Annotated in this window: 11 protein-coding genes; 2 read left to right on the forward strand and 9 right to left on the reverse strand. The window is 70.8% G+C overall.

Annotation, left to right across the window (positions count from 1 at the left end; genetic code table 11):
* Positions 1-10 precede the first annotated feature (10 nt).
* Positions 11-748, reverse strand: a complete 738-nt coding sequence (locus tag ACGFNN_RS30990) for a hypothetical protein (RefSeq protein ID WP_393560921.1) — start codon at positions 746-748, stop codon at positions 11-13.
* 687 nt (positions 749-1435) lie between these two features.
* Between ACGFNN_RS30990 and ACGFNN_RS30995 the strand changes: the two genes are divergently transcribed.
* Complete coding sequence (locus tag ACGFNN_RS30995; RefSeq protein WP_393560923.1) at positions 1436-3802, forward strand: chitinase C-terminal domain-containing protein; 2367 nt, start codon at positions 1436-1438, stop codon at positions 3800-3802.
* A gap of 202 nt (positions 3803-4004) precedes the next feature.
* Here ACGFNN_RS30995 and ACGFNN_RS31000 read toward each other — a convergent pair whose 3' ends face one another.
* Entirely contained in the window at positions 4005-5213 is a 1209-nt protein-coding gene (locus ACGFNN_RS31000; RefSeq protein ID WP_393560925.1) for an ROK family transcriptional regulator, read from the reverse strand.
* Between the two features lie 139 nt (positions 5214-5352).
* Here ACGFNN_RS31000 and ACGFNN_RS31005 point away from each other — a divergent pair, with 139 nt between their 5' ends.
* Positions 5353-6582: an MFS transporter gene (locus tag ACGFNN_RS31005; RefSeq protein ID WP_393560927.1), complete on the forward strand. Its 1230-nt coding sequence runs from the start codon at positions 5353-5355 to the stop codon at positions 6580-6582.
* Between the two features lie 44 nt (positions 6583-6626).
* Here ACGFNN_RS31005 and ACGFNN_RS31010 read toward each other — a convergent pair whose 3' ends face one another.
* The 7 genes from ACGFNN_RS31010 to ACGFNN_RS31040 are packed head-to-tail and all read right to left on the reverse strand — an operon-like array spanning position 6627 to position 14998.
* On the reverse strand, positions 6627-8012 hold the full coding sequence (locus ACGFNN_RS31010) for a phosphomannomutase/phosphoglucomutase (protein ID WP_393560929.1): 1386 nt from the start codon (positions 8010-8012) through the stop codon (positions 6627-6629).
* A complete protein-coding gene (locus ACGFNN_RS31015) occupies positions 7996-9591 on the reverse strand; it encodes a glycoside hydrolase family 13 protein (protein ID WP_393560931.1) in 1596 nt (531 codons plus the stop codon). The genes ACGFNN_RS31010 and ACGFNN_RS31015 overlap by 17 nt, the downstream gene beginning before the upstream one ends.
* On the reverse strand, positions 9588-10796 hold the full coding sequence (locus tag ACGFNN_RS31020; RefSeq protein ID WP_393560933.1) for a Gfo/Idh/MocA family protein: 1209 nt from the start codon (positions 10794-10796) through the stop codon (positions 9588-9590). Before ACGFNN_RS31020 ends, ACGFNN_RS31015 begins: the two co-directional genes overlap by 4 nt.
* Positions 10793-11866 carry a glycosidase gene (locus ACGFNN_RS31025; RefSeq protein ID WP_393560935.1) on the reverse strand — a complete coding sequence of 358 codons (1074 nt, stop codon included), beginning with the start codon at positions 11864-11866 and terminating at the stop codon, positions 10793-10795. The genes ACGFNN_RS31020 and ACGFNN_RS31025 overlap by 4 nt, the downstream gene beginning before the upstream one ends.
* Positions 11867-11872: 6 nt before the next feature.
* Complete coding sequence (locus ACGFNN_RS31030) at positions 11873-12754, reverse strand: carbohydrate ABC transporter permease (protein WP_393560937.1); 882 nt, start codon at positions 12752-12754, stop codon at positions 11873-11875.
* A 1-nt stretch (position 12755) separates the two neighbouring features.
* Complete coding sequence (locus ACGFNN_RS31035) at positions 12756-13709, reverse strand: carbohydrate ABC transporter permease (protein ID WP_393560939.1); 954 nt, start codon at positions 13707-13709, stop codon at positions 12756-12758.
* Positions 13706-14998 (reverse strand): extracellular solute-binding protein, encoded by a 1293-nt coding sequence (locus ACGFNN_RS31040; RefSeq protein ID WP_393560941.1) that lies wholly within the window; start codon positions 14996-14998, stop codon positions 13706-13708. The genes ACGFNN_RS31035 and ACGFNN_RS31040 overlap by 4 nt, the downstream gene beginning before the upstream one ends.
* Positions 14999-15008: the final 10 nt, after the last annotated feature.

The raw sequence follows: 15008 nt of genomic DNA on the forward strand, positions 1-15008 counted from the left end.
TCACTGCTGCTCAGGTGCGGCTGTCTTCGGCGAGCCGCACCAGGACATCCAGGTCCGGGACGTCCAGCGCCGGTATCCGCAGCCAGGCGAACGGGAATCCGAACTCGCCGCCGTCGACTTCGTACTCCACGCGGAGCATCGCGCCCAGTTCCTCCTCGTCCTCGGAGAAGATGACGACGCTGTAGCGGCACGAGGTGATGGTGTGCCAGGGGATCTTCTTGCCGTCATGGTGCAGCCCGTACGCCGTGGCGGTCAGTGGGCCGAAATCCACCTGGCCGCCGGCCGCGAGCGTCGCCTTCGCCCTGGCGAGATGCAGTTCGGTCACAGGAGCGATGACGCGCTGCATCAGCGGCGCGATGACAGAGGGGGGCGAGGACGACAACTGGCCGGTACGGAAGGCGGGCTCCGGCGTGACGACGGGCGGGTCGGCCAGCAGTGAGCCCACGACCGTGCCGTCGGTGAACTCCAGCAGCAGTTCATGCAGCCACTTCGTGATCATCAAACCGTCGGCCGCTTCGCCGTCCATGTCGTTGGCGTGCCACACGTGGGCAACCTCCGACCACTGGAAGGCGCGGCGCTCATCGCCGCCGGTCAGCACCACGCCGTCATCGTGCACGGCGAGCGTCACCCCCCGCCGCCCGCCAGGTCCGTCGATATGCGCAGGCAGCTTCCCGCGCGCCGATCCGGCCGAGAACTCCGGCTCGCCCGTGACAGGCACGTCCTTCTCAGGCACGTCCTTCTCAGGCACGTTCTTCTCCGACGCGGACTTCTTTCGCCACCAACCAGCCACGAGCTCTCCCCCGTAATCGACATTCAACACCGGTGAGTTTCACCGGAGTTAGCCAACTTCGCCCCGGCGATCACACTATCCGGCGGACAGGATTCGGGGCCAGAGCATCGCAACGGGGGCCTCGGTCCAAGCCGCCGCCCCACAAGGGAATCCGCCTTGAATCGGCGCGCCCCCAGCTCGGCAGTGTGATCCTTCGCCGTCCTGGCCTCGCGCAGCGGTTAAAACGCAGATCCGACAGGTCAACGTACGCATGGATTCCCGGCCTCGACGCGCTTGCGCGCTCACGCTTGCTGCGACGGCCCGCGTGTTCGACCCCGCAGCCAGGAGATGACCCACCACCCGCCGGTTCTCGGTCGAAAGTGGTCCTGCCCCCGGTCACCTCTCCACCTTTCCGCGAGCGTACAGCCGCCCCTCCCCCATCAGGACGAGGCAACAAGCCGTCGCAGGACGGAGACCACCGCCGTGACCTGCGATGCCCCCCGCCCAGGGCGAATGGTCCGTACCTATTGACTCATTGGTCTAGTCCTCTTAATCTCTGCTCCACCTCCCGAGGAACGTCCGCAGGGTGTGCGCACACCCGGACACCACGCAATGCCATCCCCGTATGCCAGTTGTGTTCTGCCGACCTCCCAGGAGGATCAACACATGCTGTCCCCCACCCGCGCGAGAGCCACCCTGATGGCAGCCGGCGCAGCCGCCGCCCTGCTGCTGGGTTCTCTCACCGTGTCCCCGTCGGCCGCCGCGGCCGACCAGGAGTCCTGTCGGCCCGACGGGCTCTACGAGACCCCCGGTGTCGACGTCCCCTACTGCTCGGTCTACGACAGCGAGGGCCGCGAGAAGATGGGCGCCGACCACCAGCGGCGCGTCATCGGCTACTTCACCAACTGGCGTACGGGCAAGGACGGCAAGCCGGCCTACCTCGCCTCGGACATCCCGTGGGACAAGGTCACCCACCTCAACTACGCCTTCGCGCACGTCGACGGCGGCAACAAGATCTCCGTGGGCACCGACGGTCCCGACAACGCCTCCACCGGGATGACCTGGCCGGGCGTCACGGGAGCCGAGATGGACCCCGCGCTCCCCTACAAGGGCCACTTCAACCTGCTGAACAAATTCAAGAAGCAGCACCCGAACGTGAAGACCCTGGTCTCCGTCGGCGGTTGGGCCGAGACCGGTGGCTACTTCGACGACAAGGGCGCCCGGGTGGACTCCGGCGGCTTCTACTCGATGACCACGAACGCCGACGGCTCGGTGAACCAGACCGGCATCAACACCTTCGCCGACTCCACCGTCGCGTTCATCAAGAAGTACGGGTTCAACGGGGTCGACATCGACTACGAGTACCCGACGACGATGAAGGACGCGGGCAACCCGCTGGACCACACCCTGGCCAACGCCCGCCGCGCCGGTCTCGTCAAGAGCTACGCCGCCCTGATGAAGACCCTGCGCGAGAAGCTGGACCGCGCGTCGGCCGCCGACGGCAAGCACTACATGCTGACGGTCGCCGCCCCCTCCTCCGGCTACCTGCTGCGCGGGATGGAGACCTTCCAGGTCCAGAAGTACCTGGACTACGTGAACATCATGTCCTACGACCTGCACGGCGCCTGGAACGAGTACGTCGGCCCCAACGCCTCGCTGTTCGACGACGGCAAGGACGCCGAGCTCGCCCAGGCCGGGGTCTACTCCACCTCGCAGTACGGAGGCGTCGGGTACCTCAACACCGACTGGGCCTACCACTACTTCCGCGGCTCGATGCCGGCCGGCCGGATCAACATCGGACTCCCCTACTACACACGGGGCTTCAAGAACGTCCAGGGCGGCACGAACGGCCTGTGGGGCAAGGCCGCCACGACGGACTGCCCGGCGGGCGCCGGCCTGACCAAGTGCGGTGACGGAGCGGTCGGCATCGACAACCTCTGGCACGACCTGGACACCAACGGCAAGGAGTCTCCTGCCGGTTCCAACCCGATGTGGCACGCGAAGAACCTCGAGAAGGGCGTGGTCGGCGACTACGTCACGAAGTTCGGCATCCCCGCGTCGACCCAGCTGACCGGCACCTACGTCCGCAACTACGACTCCACGCTCGTCGCGCCATGGCTGTGGAACGCCCAGAAGAAGGTGTTCCTCTCCACCGAGGACGAGCAGTCGGTGGCCGCCAAGGCGAACTACGTCGTCGACAAGGGCATCGGCGGCACGATGATCTGGGAGCTCGCCGGCGACTACGCGTGGAACGCCGCCAAGGGCCAGTACGAGCCGGGATCGACGCTGACCTCGTCGCTCTACGACACCTTCAAGTCGGCCTCGCCGTACGGCGCGAAGCGGTCCACCATCGGCCTTCCCTCCCAGGCACTCGACATCGACGTGTCGTTCGACCAGTTCCCGCTGGGTGACTCCAACTACCCGATCAGCCCCAAGCTGAAGATCACCAACAACACCACGGCGACGCTGCCCGGGGGCACGGAGTTCCAGTTCGACTACGCGACCTCCGCACCCGCCAACGCCAAGGACCAGTCCGGCTTCGGTACGAAGATCGTGCGCAGCGACCACACCGCGGCGAACAACGTCGGCGGGCTGAAGGGTGACTACAACAGGGTCTCGCTGAAGCTGCCGTCGTGGCAGACGCTGGCTCCTGGCGCCTCCGTGCAGCTGGACTTCGTCTACTACCTCCCGACGTCGACGCCGTCCAACTGGACCGTTACCTTCGGGGGTTCCACGTACGCTCTCGCGGGTGACCTGGCCCGTGGCACCACCGTCGTCCAGCCGGGGACCGGCTCGACGCCGACCCCGACCCCGACGCCCACGTCTCCCACCCCGACCCCCACTCCGAGCCCGACGTCGAGCACGGGCGGCGGCAGCTGCACGGCGGCGGCGTGGAGCGCCACGGCCGAGTACGGGGGCGGCTCCACGGTGAGCCACGGCTCGCACACCTGGAAGGCCCGCTGGTGGACGAAGGGCGAGACCCCCGGCACCACGGGTGAGTGGGGTGTCTGGCAGGACCTCGGGGCCTGCTGATCCCATCCCTGGGACCAAGCGTTCCACGGACACACCGCCCCGCGGTGACCGGCGCACCGCCGGTCACCGCGGGGCTCCGTCGTACGGGCCGGGCGTGGCAGGAGGCGGGGCGGAGGCGCGCAGCAGAAGGGGACGCGACGCAGGGCAGGAGATGGGGCCGAGGCGCGCGGCAGGAGGCGAGGGCCGAGCGCCCGTCAGGCCGTCAGACCGTCGCGCTCGGCACTCCCGGCGCGAACAGGGCGTCCTGCGCCGCGTCCTGCGCGGCGAAGAGGGCGCCACGCAGGACCGCACCCCCGCCCAGCACACCCGCCCTGACCTCCGTGCGCAGCGGTGACATCCGCGCCAGCCGTTCCTCCACCAGCGAGGCCAGCTCGTCGCCCCCGGCACGCCCGACCTCACCGGCCAGGACGAGGCATCCGGGATCGAGCACGGAGACGACGGCCGCGGCACCGAGAGCCAGCCGGTCGGCGAGCGCCCCCAGGAAGGCCGCCGCGCCCGGCCCGTCCGCCCGCAGCGCCGCCCGGACCACGGACACCGCGGCCGGCTCCTGCGTGTCGTCGTCGGAGGACCGCCCGGCGTCGATGCCGTGTCCGGAGGCCAGGTCGCGGACGGCGGCCGAGCCTGCCAGGGAGTGGAACCCGCCTTCGCAGTTGTCGGCCGACGGGACCCCGGAGGTCCCGGGCATCGGCAGGAAGCCGATCTCGCCCGCCCCGCCCGAGGCGCCGCGGCGCAGCTTCCCGTCGAGCATGACAGCGGCACCGACACCGTGGCCGAGCCACAGGAGGACGAAGGTGTCCCGGTCCTGCGCGGCGCCCACCCGGTGCTCCGCGATCGCGGCGAGATTGGTCTCGTTCTCCACCAGGACGGTGGCGGAGAGGCGTTGCTGGAGCTCGCCGACCAGGTCCCGGTGCCAGGCCGGAAGCCTGGCGGTGTTCCTGAGCTCACCGGTCACGGGGTCGATCAGCCCGGGGGCCCCGATCCCCACGCTGTGCAGAGGCGCCGTGCCCGCGGTGCGGGCGGTCCGCTCCAGCAGTGCCGCGGCACGCTCGACGGCAGGCCGCGTCCCGGTGTCGCCGGCGATCGGGAGGGTGGCCTCGGCGAGGGTGACGCCCAGCAGGTCCGTCACGGCCACGGCCACGCTGTCCATACGTACGTCGAGAGCGGCGAGGTGGGCACGGTCGGCGACGATCCCGTACAGCCGGGCGTTGGGACCGCGGCGGTCCGAGCCGCTCTCGCCGACGACGCGGATGAGGCCGGCGCCCTGCAGCCGGTCCACCAGATCGGAGACCGTGGGGCGGGACAGTCCGGTCTGCGACTTCAGCTGAGTGGCCGTCAGCGGGCCGTCCTGCTGGAGCAGTCGCAGGGCGAGCCGGTCGTTGATGGCTCGGGCGGTGCTCGGGGATGCGGGCATGCCGGGATCCTTCCAGATCACTGACCGTCCCACGCCGTGGGGTATTTATCAGGCAGGGTTCCTGATAGTTTACCCATCCGGTGGGAGGCGGCGTCGTGGACGCCGACGAGCGAGGGCGTCCAGAGGGAGGGCACGGCGTATGACGAAGGATCCAGAGGTCCCGGTCTTCGGCACGGAGCGGGTCAGAAGGGCCAGGTACGCGGTCGCCGCGGTCTTCACCGTGCACGGCGCGGTGACCGGGAGCTTCGCGACCCGGGTCCCGTGGATCCAGGACCACGCCTCGGTGAGCGCCGGGCAGCTCGGGCTCGCCCTGGCCTTCCCCGCCATCGGCGCCTCGCTGGCCATGCCCCTGGCGAGCCGGATCAGTCACCGCTTCGGGGCCCGTACGGCGCTGCGCGGCCTGTTGTCGCTGTGGACGCTGGCGCTGATCCTGCCCGCGCTGGCGCCGAACCTCGTGGCTCTCTGCGCCGCGCTCCTCGTGTACGGGGCCACGGCGGGGATGTCCGACGTGGCGATGAACGCGCTCGGGATCGAGGTGGAGAACCGCCTCGACAAGTCGATCATGTCTGGGCTGCACGGCATGTGGAGCGTCGGCGCGCTGATCGGCTCGGCCGCGGGGACGGTGGCCGCCCACATCGGGACCGACGCCCGGCTCCACCACACCGTCATGGCGCTCGTCCTGACAGCCCTGGGCCTGATCGCCTGCCGGGACGTCCTCGACCTGCGCAGCGCCCAGGACGAGGAGCCGCCGCCCCGCTTCGCCCTGCCGCCCAGGTCCGCTCTGATCATCGGCGCCGTCGGGTTCTGCGCGGTGTTCGCGGAGGGCGCGAGCCTGGACTGGTCCGCGGTCTACCTGAAGGACGTCCTCGGCGGCTCCGCCGGGCTCGCGGCCGCGTCCACCACGGCGTTCGCCCTCACGATGGCGGTGGCCCGGATCGCCGGGGACAGGGTCGTCGACCGCTTCGGCGCCGTACGGACCGTGCGGACCGGCGGGCTGCTGGCGACCGCCGGAGGGCTGCTGGTCGTGGTCGCCCCCGCCCCGGCCGTCGCGATGTGCGGGTTCGGGCTGCTCGGGCTCGGTGTGGCGGTGGTGGTCCCGCTGGCCTTCGCCGCGGCCGGGCGCAGCGGACCGAACCCCAGCCAGGCCATCGCGGGCGTCGCGACCGTCACCTACACCTGTGGACTCGTCGCCCCCTCGCTGATCGGCTCGCTGGCCGAGGCGACGTCGCTGGTGGTGTCCTTCGGTGTGGTCACGGCCCTGGCCTTCGGCCTGGTTCTGGCGGCCGGGGTGCTGCGGGCGGGCGACCGGAAGGTCTCGGGCCCGGCGGACGCCGCTCCCGCGCCCACGCGGAGTTCCACCGGAGCCTGAGCGGGCATCCCGGGGCCGGGCCGTCGTCCGGCCCGGCCCCGCGCTCAGACTCGGACGACGGCGAGCACCGCGTCGCGGAGGCGGCTCATCGTCATCTCGTCACGCGCCTCCACATTGAGCCGGAGCAGCGGTTCCGTGTTGGACGGCCGGAGGTTGAACCACCAGTCGGGGCCGCTCACCGTCAGGCCGTCGAGTTCGTCCACGCTCACCCCTTCGCCCCGCTCCCACGCGTCACGGACCGCTGCCGTACGCCCGGCCGGGTCGGTGACCGTGGAATTGATCTCGCCGGAGGCCGCGTAGCGCTCGAACCGGCCGGTCAGCGCGGAGAGCGGCCCGCTCTGCTCGCCGAGGGCGGCGAGCACGTGCAGGGCCGCGAGCATGCCCGTGTCCGCGTTCCAGAAGTCACGGAAGTAGTAGTGCGCGGAGTGTTCCCCGCCGAACACCGCGCCGGTACGGGCCATCTCCGCCTTGATGAACGAGTGTCCGACCCGGGTACGGACGGGGGTGCCCCCGGCCTCACGGATCACCTCGGGCACCGTGCGCGAGGTGATCAGGTTGTGGATCACCCGGGCGCCCGGGTAGCGGGCGAGCTCGCGGGAGGCGACGAGCGCGGTGACGGCCGAGGGGGATACGGGGTCGCCGTTCTCGTCGACGACGAAGCAGCGGTCCGCGTCCCCGTCGAAGGCGAGGCCGAGGTCGGCCCCCTCGGCCCGGACCCGGGCACGCAGGTCCACGATGTTGGCCGGGTCCAGTGGATTGGCCTCGTGGTTCGGGAACGTCCCGTCCAGCTCGAAGTACATCGGGACCACATCGAGCGGCAGCCCCGCGAGCACGGCCGGGACGGTGTGCCCGGCCATGCCGTTGCCCGCGTCGACGACCACCTTCAGCGGCCTGACGGAGCCGAGGTCGACGAGCGAGCGCAGGTGCGCGGCGTACTCCCCCAACGTCTCCCGGCGCGTCACCGAGCCCTGCCGGGCGGCGGGTTCGGGAGCGCCTTCGTCCGTCCAGCGCTCGACGAGCGTGCGGATGTCGGCGAGTCCGGTGTCCTGCCCGACGGGAACGGCGCCCGCCCGGCACAGCTTGATGCCGTTGTACCGGGCCGGGTTGTGCGAGGCGGTGAACATGGCGCCGGGCAGTCCGAGCGAGCCCGAGGCGAAGTAGAGCTGGTCGGTGGAGCAGAGGCCCGTCTCGGTGACGTCGGCTCCCTGCGCGCGGGCACCGCGGGCGAACGCCTCGGCGAGCCCCGGCGAGGACGGCCGCATGTCGTGTCCGGTGACGATCGCCGCGGCGCCGGTGACCCGCACGAACGCGGCGCCGAAGAGTTCCGCCGTCGCCTCGTCCCACTGGTCGGGGACCAGTCCGCGTATGTCATAGGCCTTGACCAGGCCGGACAGGTCGGTACGGTGCGCCGGTTCAGCAGTGGGCGCCATCGGGGTCTCCTTCGGTGAGCCATACGGCGGTGTCGGGTGGCAGCAGGTCCGTGACCGGCTCGCCGCTGCTCAGCACCGGCCGGCCGGTCAGGCCGAGGGTGTCCAGCGGCAGGGGCCGGCCGTCCAGGTTGACCACGCAGGTGAGGTCTCCGCGGCGGAGGGCGAGGTGGTGCGCTCCGGGTGCGGAGAGCCAGGACGGCGGGGCCGCCGGGTCCGGCGCGGGGTGGGCACGCCGCAGTCGCAGCGCCGCCCGGTAGAGGCGGAGGGTGGAGTCCGGGTCCTGTTCCTGGGCCGCGGCCGTGAGCCGGGCCCAGTCGTCGGGCTGCGGAAGCCAGGTCTCGTCGGGCGGCGCGGTCGTGAAGCCGTAGGGTGCGGCCTCGCCGGACCAGGGAAGCGGCACCCGGGCACCGTCGCGGCCCCGTTCGGTGCGGCCGGAGCGTTCCCACAGCGGATCGAGGATGCGGCTCTCCGGCACCTGGGCCTGGGGCAGGCCCAGTTCCTCGCCCTGGTAGAGGTAGGCGGATCCGGGCAGTGCCAGCATCAGCAGCGCGGCGGCGCGGGCTCGGGCGGGTGATCCGTACCGGGTCACCGGACGCACCGCGTCGTGGCTGGACAGCAGCCAGGTGACGGCGCTCCCCGGCACGGCGAACGATCCGTCGATCACGCGACGCAGTTCCGGCGCGTCCCAGGGGGCCTCCAGGAAGGCGAAGTTGAACGCCTGGTGCATCTCGTCGGGTCTGATGTAGCGGGCCAGCCGCTCCGGGTCGAAGACCGCGGACTCCGCGACCATCACCCGGTGCTCGGGTGCCACCGCGCCCGGCGGCGCCGGATGGGTGTCCAGCAGCGCCCGCCAGCGGCGGTAGAGCGGGTGCAGCTCCTCCTGGTCGTAGTACGGCATCAGGTGGTTGCGCAGCGGGTCCCGGTGCTGGCCGGGGCCGGCGTCGGGCAGTCCCTCGGCCTTGAACAGGGCGTGCGCGACATCGACGCGGAAGCCGTCCACGCCCCGGTCGAGCCAGTGCCGGAGCACCTCGGTGAACGCGTCCTGGACCTTGGGGTTGCGCCAGTTCAGGTCGGGTTGCTCGGGCGCGTGCAGGTGGCAGTACCACTCGCCGTCCCCGGTCCTGCTCCAGGCGGGTCCGCCGAACGCGGACACCCAGTCGTTGGGGGGCAGTTCACCGTGCGCGCCCCGGCCGTCGCGGAAGAGGTACATCTCCCGCTCCGCGGAACCGGGGCCGGCCGCGAGTGCCTCCTGAAACCAGGGGTGCCGGTCGGAGGTGTGGTTCGGGACCAGGTCGACGATCAGCTTGAGCCCCAACTCGTGGGCGCGGGCGGTCAGCCGGTCGACGTCCTCGGGGGTCCCGAGGTCTTCGGCGACACCGGTGTGGTCCGCGATGTCGTAGCCACCGTCGGCCAGCGGTGAGGGGTAGAACGGTGTGATCCAGACGGCGTCCGCGCCCAGCTCCCTGATGTGCGCGAGGCGCGCGGTGACTCCTGGCAGGTCGCCGACGCCGTCGCCGTCGGAGTCGGCGAAGGCACGGGGGTAGACCTCGTAACAGACCATGTCCTGCCACCAGTTCATGCCGCACCCCCGTCGTACGTCACTGCCTGATCGCGGCCGGTCCGGGCGGCTACGGTCGCGGCCTCGGCCACCGCGACGGCGCTCAGCCCGCTCCTGGCGTCCGCCACCGGGGCCGTGCCCTCGGACACCGCCCGTACCAGGTCGGCCATCGCGGCGCGCACGCTCTGCGCGTACACGTACGGCTTGCGGGCCTCTCCGCCCAGGTCGACGACGACCCCGACGTGGTGGGGTACGGTGCGCGGCTCTCCGCGCCCGCGGGCCGGAGCGGCGCCGCCCGCGTCACGCTCCACACGCACCGTGACACGCTCCTCGCCGTGCGGCCGGAAGCCGTCCACGGCCAGCAGTCCGGCCGTCTCGTGGGGGATCCCCTCCCAGCTCCGGGCGCCCTCCTCGTCCGTCCACGCGGAGATCTCCGCACGCACGGGGATCCAGCCGCTGATCCGCGTCTCGGCGAATCCGTGGTCCAGGCGTATCAGCTGACGTTCCGCGCGGTGGGCGTGGGTGAAGGAGTGGAGGTGCGAGGCGAGAACCCCACCGGGGTGGACGACATCGGCGCTCACCATGTCCACGGGACCGCCGGGACGTGCCACGGCCGTGGCACGCACGCTGACAGGGTCCGAGCCGATCAGCTCCCGGGCGGCGTCGAAGAAGTGCACGCCGTGCTCGACGAATATCCCCCCGCTGTGCTCCGGGTCCCAGAACCAGTGGCCGGGTCCGAGGTCCTCGTCCGAGGCGTCGTTCTCGAAGAGGAACCGGCGCGGGGGCGCCAGCAGCCCCCGGTCGGTCAGGCGCCGTACGGCGCGCAGCAGCGGGTTGTAGCGCAGTACGTGGTCCACGACCAGGACGCGGCCGGCACGTTCGGCCTCACGGGCGACCGCCGCCGCGTCCTCGGTCGTGGTGGCGAGGGGTTTCTCGCAGAAGACGTGGCGCCCCGCACGCAGTGCGGTGGTGGCCATCGCGGCGTGCGTGGCGGGCGGTGTCGCGATCAGCACGGCCGACACGTCGTCGCGCGCCAGCAGTTCGTCGAGACCGGCGAGCGCCGGCACCCCGTGCCGGGTCCCGAGCCGCTCCGCCCGTTCGCGCGAGGGGTCGGCGACGGCCGCCAGGCGCAGACCGGGCAGGCCGGCCACGGCGTCCAGGACGAACTCGGCGAATCCGCCGCAGCCGACCAGACCGACACCCACGGGTGCGGGGGCGCCGGTCATGCCGTGCGCTCCAGGAGGGCGACGCCGATGTGCGCGTCGGCCATGCCGTAGAAGACGTACAGCGCGCCGTCGATCTCCTCGATGGCCGTCGGGAAGACGACGTTCGGGACGGTGCCCGCGCGCTCCTCCTCGGTCTCCGGGGCCATCAGCGGCTTGTCGGACCGGGCGAGGACACGCGACGGGTCCGCCGGGTCGAGGATCATCGCTCCGGCCGCGTACGACACGTCCTGGTTCTGCGCCCACGGGTCCTCGATGGAGCCGGACACACCGTGGTGGATCAGCAGCCAGCCTTCGGGCACCCGGATCGGCGCCGGGCCGCCGCCGATCTTCAGCGACTCCCACGGGTACTCCGACAGCGCCACCAGGCGGTGGTCGCGGGGGCGGGTCAGGGCGCGGATGTCGGCCTCGACCTCGGCGACGGGGACGTAGGAGATCCAGATGCCGGGACGCTCGTCGGTGACACCGGCGGGCAGGTGCACGCCCTCGCCCGGGCGGAACCAGCCCAGGTCCCACATGGGCCGGTGCAGCATCGCGTACGCCATCTCGCCGTCCGGGCCGGGGACCGGCTCGGGGAAGTGGACGACGTCCTTGTTCGGGAAGAGGTTGAGGTCGGTGTCCAGGTCCGCCTGGTACTGGAACTGGATCGGTCCGAGCCGGGTCCACTCGGTGAGGTTCTCGGAGACGGCGAGCGCCGGCTTGGGGCCGAGCGGGCCGTAGGCGACGTAGCTCATCACGTGCTTGCCGAGCGAGGGGATCCAGGTGATGCGGGGGTCCTCTACGCCCGCGTTGTTCTTGCCGCGCTCCCAGCCCTCGTCGGGGGCGAGGACCACGCCTCGGCGCTCGACGCCGTCGGGTACGCCGTCCTCGTCGAAGGTGACCTCGGCGAGGCCGACACGGGAGACGTTGCCCTCGGAGACCAGCCTCGGCAGCAGGTGGAGCTTGCCGTCCGGGGTACGGCCCGCGGCGGGGTTCAGCACACCCTCGGTCTCGTTCGCCTCACCGGGCAGCGGGGACATCACGACGCCCTTGCGCACCATGCGGTAGGGGATGTGGGGGGTGGTGTTACTCATGTGCGATCAGCCCTTTGTTGCGGAGTCGATGTCGGTGGAGGTGAAGTGGCGCTGGAACAGGAGGAACAGGGCCACCGCGGGGACGGCCAGCACACACGCGCCGGCCAGCAGGGCGCCGGCGGGGTTGGCCACCGTGCCCTGGAGGTTGGAGAGGAAGCTCGCCAGCGAGACCGCGAGCGGCTGCATGTCGGCGTTCTTGGTGACCAGGAAGGGCCACAGGAACTCGTTCCACGGGCCGATGAACGTCAGCAGCAGTGCGGTGAGCACGGCGGGCCGGGCCATCGGCAGGGCGATCCTCCACAGGATGCGCAGTTCGCTCGCGCCGTCGATGCGCGCCGCCTCGAAGAGCGACTGCGGCATCTGGGAGAAGAACTGGCGGAACAGGAACACCGCCGTGGAGTTGATCGCGAACGGCAGGATCATGCCGAGGTAGTTGTCGCCCAGTCCGTAGTCGCGCACGACCAGGACGTACAGCGGCAGGGTGAGCAGCTGGAACGGGACCATCTGCACGAGCAGCAGCGCGGCGAAGACCGCGCCCCTGCCGGGGAACCTGAGCTGGGCCAGCGCGTATCCGGCGAGTACGCCGAAGACGAGTGTGCAGATCAGGACGCCGATCGTCATGATCCCGGAGTTGAGGAGGGAGCGGCCCAGTGAGATGGCGCCGTTGACGGCCGTGTAGTTGTCACCGGTCAGGCCGGTGGGTACGGCCGCGGACAGGTCGCCGACCGTCTTCTTCCGCAGGGAGCCGACGATCATGTAGTAGAAGGGGAACAGGAAGGCGACCGCGCCGATCGACAGGAGGACGAGGCGTCCGGCCTGGCCGCCTCGACGGCGGCGGCGGGTGACGGTGATCCCGGGGCCCGAGGGCTCAGGAGTGGTGGCGCTCATGTCAGTTGCCCCTCTCGGTGAGCTTGCGGGCGGCGAGCGAGATGACCATCACGAAGGCGACGAGGACGACGCCGATCGCGGCTGCGGAGTCGGGGTGCCCCTGCTCGATGCCCTTCTGGTACATGAGCAGCACCGGCGAGGTGGAGGAGTGGTCGGGGCCGCCGCCCCCGGTCAGCAGGTACGGCTCGCTGAACAGGTTGGCGCCGGTGATGATCGCGTAGATCACGACGAGGGTCGTCGCCGGGCGTACCCCGGGCACCGTCACCGAGAAGAACTGCCGCACCCGTCCGGCCCCGTCCATGGCGGACGCCTCGTACAGCTCCTTGCCGACGTTCTGCAGTGCGGCGAGGTAGAGCATCACGAAGAAGCCGAGCTGCTTCCAGGTCACGAAGACCGCGATCATCGGCATCGCGAGGTGCGAGTTGACCAGCCACGAGGGGTCCGGCGCGTGCGAGCCGAGGAGGTGGTTGACGAAGCCGTCCGAGCCGAACAGGAACTGCCACACGGCGACCAGGGCGACGCTCGCCGTCACGTACGGCACGTAGAAGGCGGCCCGGAAGAAGGCGCGCCCCCGTATCTTCGAGTTCAGCGCCGCGGCGAGGACCAGGGAGAGGCCCACGGTGAGCGGCACGTTGATGACCAGGAAGATCGCGATGTTGAGGAAGGCCCGTCCGACCACCGGGTCGGTGAAGACGTCCCGGTAGTTCGACAGCCCGACCCACGGCGAGTCGATGTCGGTGCCCGGAGCGGTGAAGTAGAAGCGGTGGAAGGAGATCCACACCGTGTAGACCAGCGGCACCGCGAAGACCACGAGGACGAACAGCACGTACGGCGACACGAACAGCGCGCCGGCCCTGGACCGCCCGCCCTCCTTGCGGCGCGGGGCCGAGGACCGGGCGGGGGCGGGTTCGCGCGTCGTGGAGTGCGCCGGGGCGGACTGGAGATGCACGCTCATGACGGGTCTCCGTACTCGTTCAGCAGGTCGGTGATGGTGGACGACGCGTTGCGCAGTCCCGCCGTCGTGGACTGGCGGCCGAAGACGACCGACTTCGTCCACTCGTCCCGGAAGGCCTGCCAGATGTCGACGGAACCGGGGACGTTGGGTACCTCCACGACCCGGTCGGCCTGTTCCGCGAAGGGCTTGTACGTCGGGTTCTTGCTGAAGAAGCCCGCGTACTTGCCCGTCAGGTCCTCACGCATGGGCATCTGGCCCGTTGCGTCCAGGAACTCGCCGTCCTGGTCGGTGGAGGTTGCGAACTTCAGCAGGTCCCAGGCAGTGGCCCGGTTCTCGCAGGAGGTGAACATCGCGGCGGACTTCTCGTCGCTGAAGGAGTGCTTGCCCGTGCCGCCGCCGGCGGTCGGCACCGGGGCGACCCCGATGTCCACACTGTCCTTGTACGCGGCGACGGCCCACGGTCCGACCGTCGCCATGGCGGACTTGCCGTCACTCATCGGGTCGCCGGGGTACGCCTCCTGGGGCGCCAGCTTCTCGGCGTAGAGCTTCCGCCAGAAGGCCGCGACCTGGCGTCCGGCCGGCGAGTCGAACTGCGGTACGCCGTTCTCGACGAGTTGCCTGCCGCCGCTCTCGGCGGCGAAGGCGGGGTAGAAGTCGTACCAGGGCTGGAAGAAGTCGCTGCTGGGCGAAGGCCATATCGCGGCTTTGGCGACACCGGAACGCACCAGTTTCCGCGAGGTCTCCAGGAACTGGTCGTAGGTGGCGAGCTTCGGGTGCTCCGGGTCGAGTCCGGCCTTCTCGAACAGTTTCTTGTTGTAGAGGATCATGACCGGGTTGCTCTTCCAGGGCAGCTGGTAGAACTTCCCGTCCGCCGACCGGTACTGGTCGGTCAGGGAGCCCCCGCGACCGGTGATGTAGTCGTCACCGCCCGGCAGGTCGCTCAGGGAGACGAGCCCGTTCTGCTTCTGGAAGGTGGGCACCGCGGCGGGTGAGGTGTTGAAGACGAGGCAGGCGCTCGTGCCGGCGATGATCGAGGCGCTGATGGCCTCCTCGGACGTCTTGCCCGACGGGATCTGCTGCGCGGTGACGTGCTGGCCGGGGTGGCTCCGGTTCCAGGCGGCGACCATCTGCTTACCCCAGCTCACCTCCTGCGCGTTGTTGGAAAGCCAGACCTTGATCGGACCGCGAGCGTCCTGCGCGGTGGCCGGGTCCACGGCCTGCCTCCCGCAGGCCGTCGCCGTTCCCGCGAGTGCGAGCGCGACCAGCGCGTACGCCGTTCTCCTCAGCATGATTGATCTC

This window comes from Streptomyces sp. NPDC048590 (assembly GCF_043199535.1).
Taxonomy (GTDB): Bacteria; Actinomycetota; Actinomycetes; order Streptomycetales; family Streptomycetaceae; genus Streptomyces.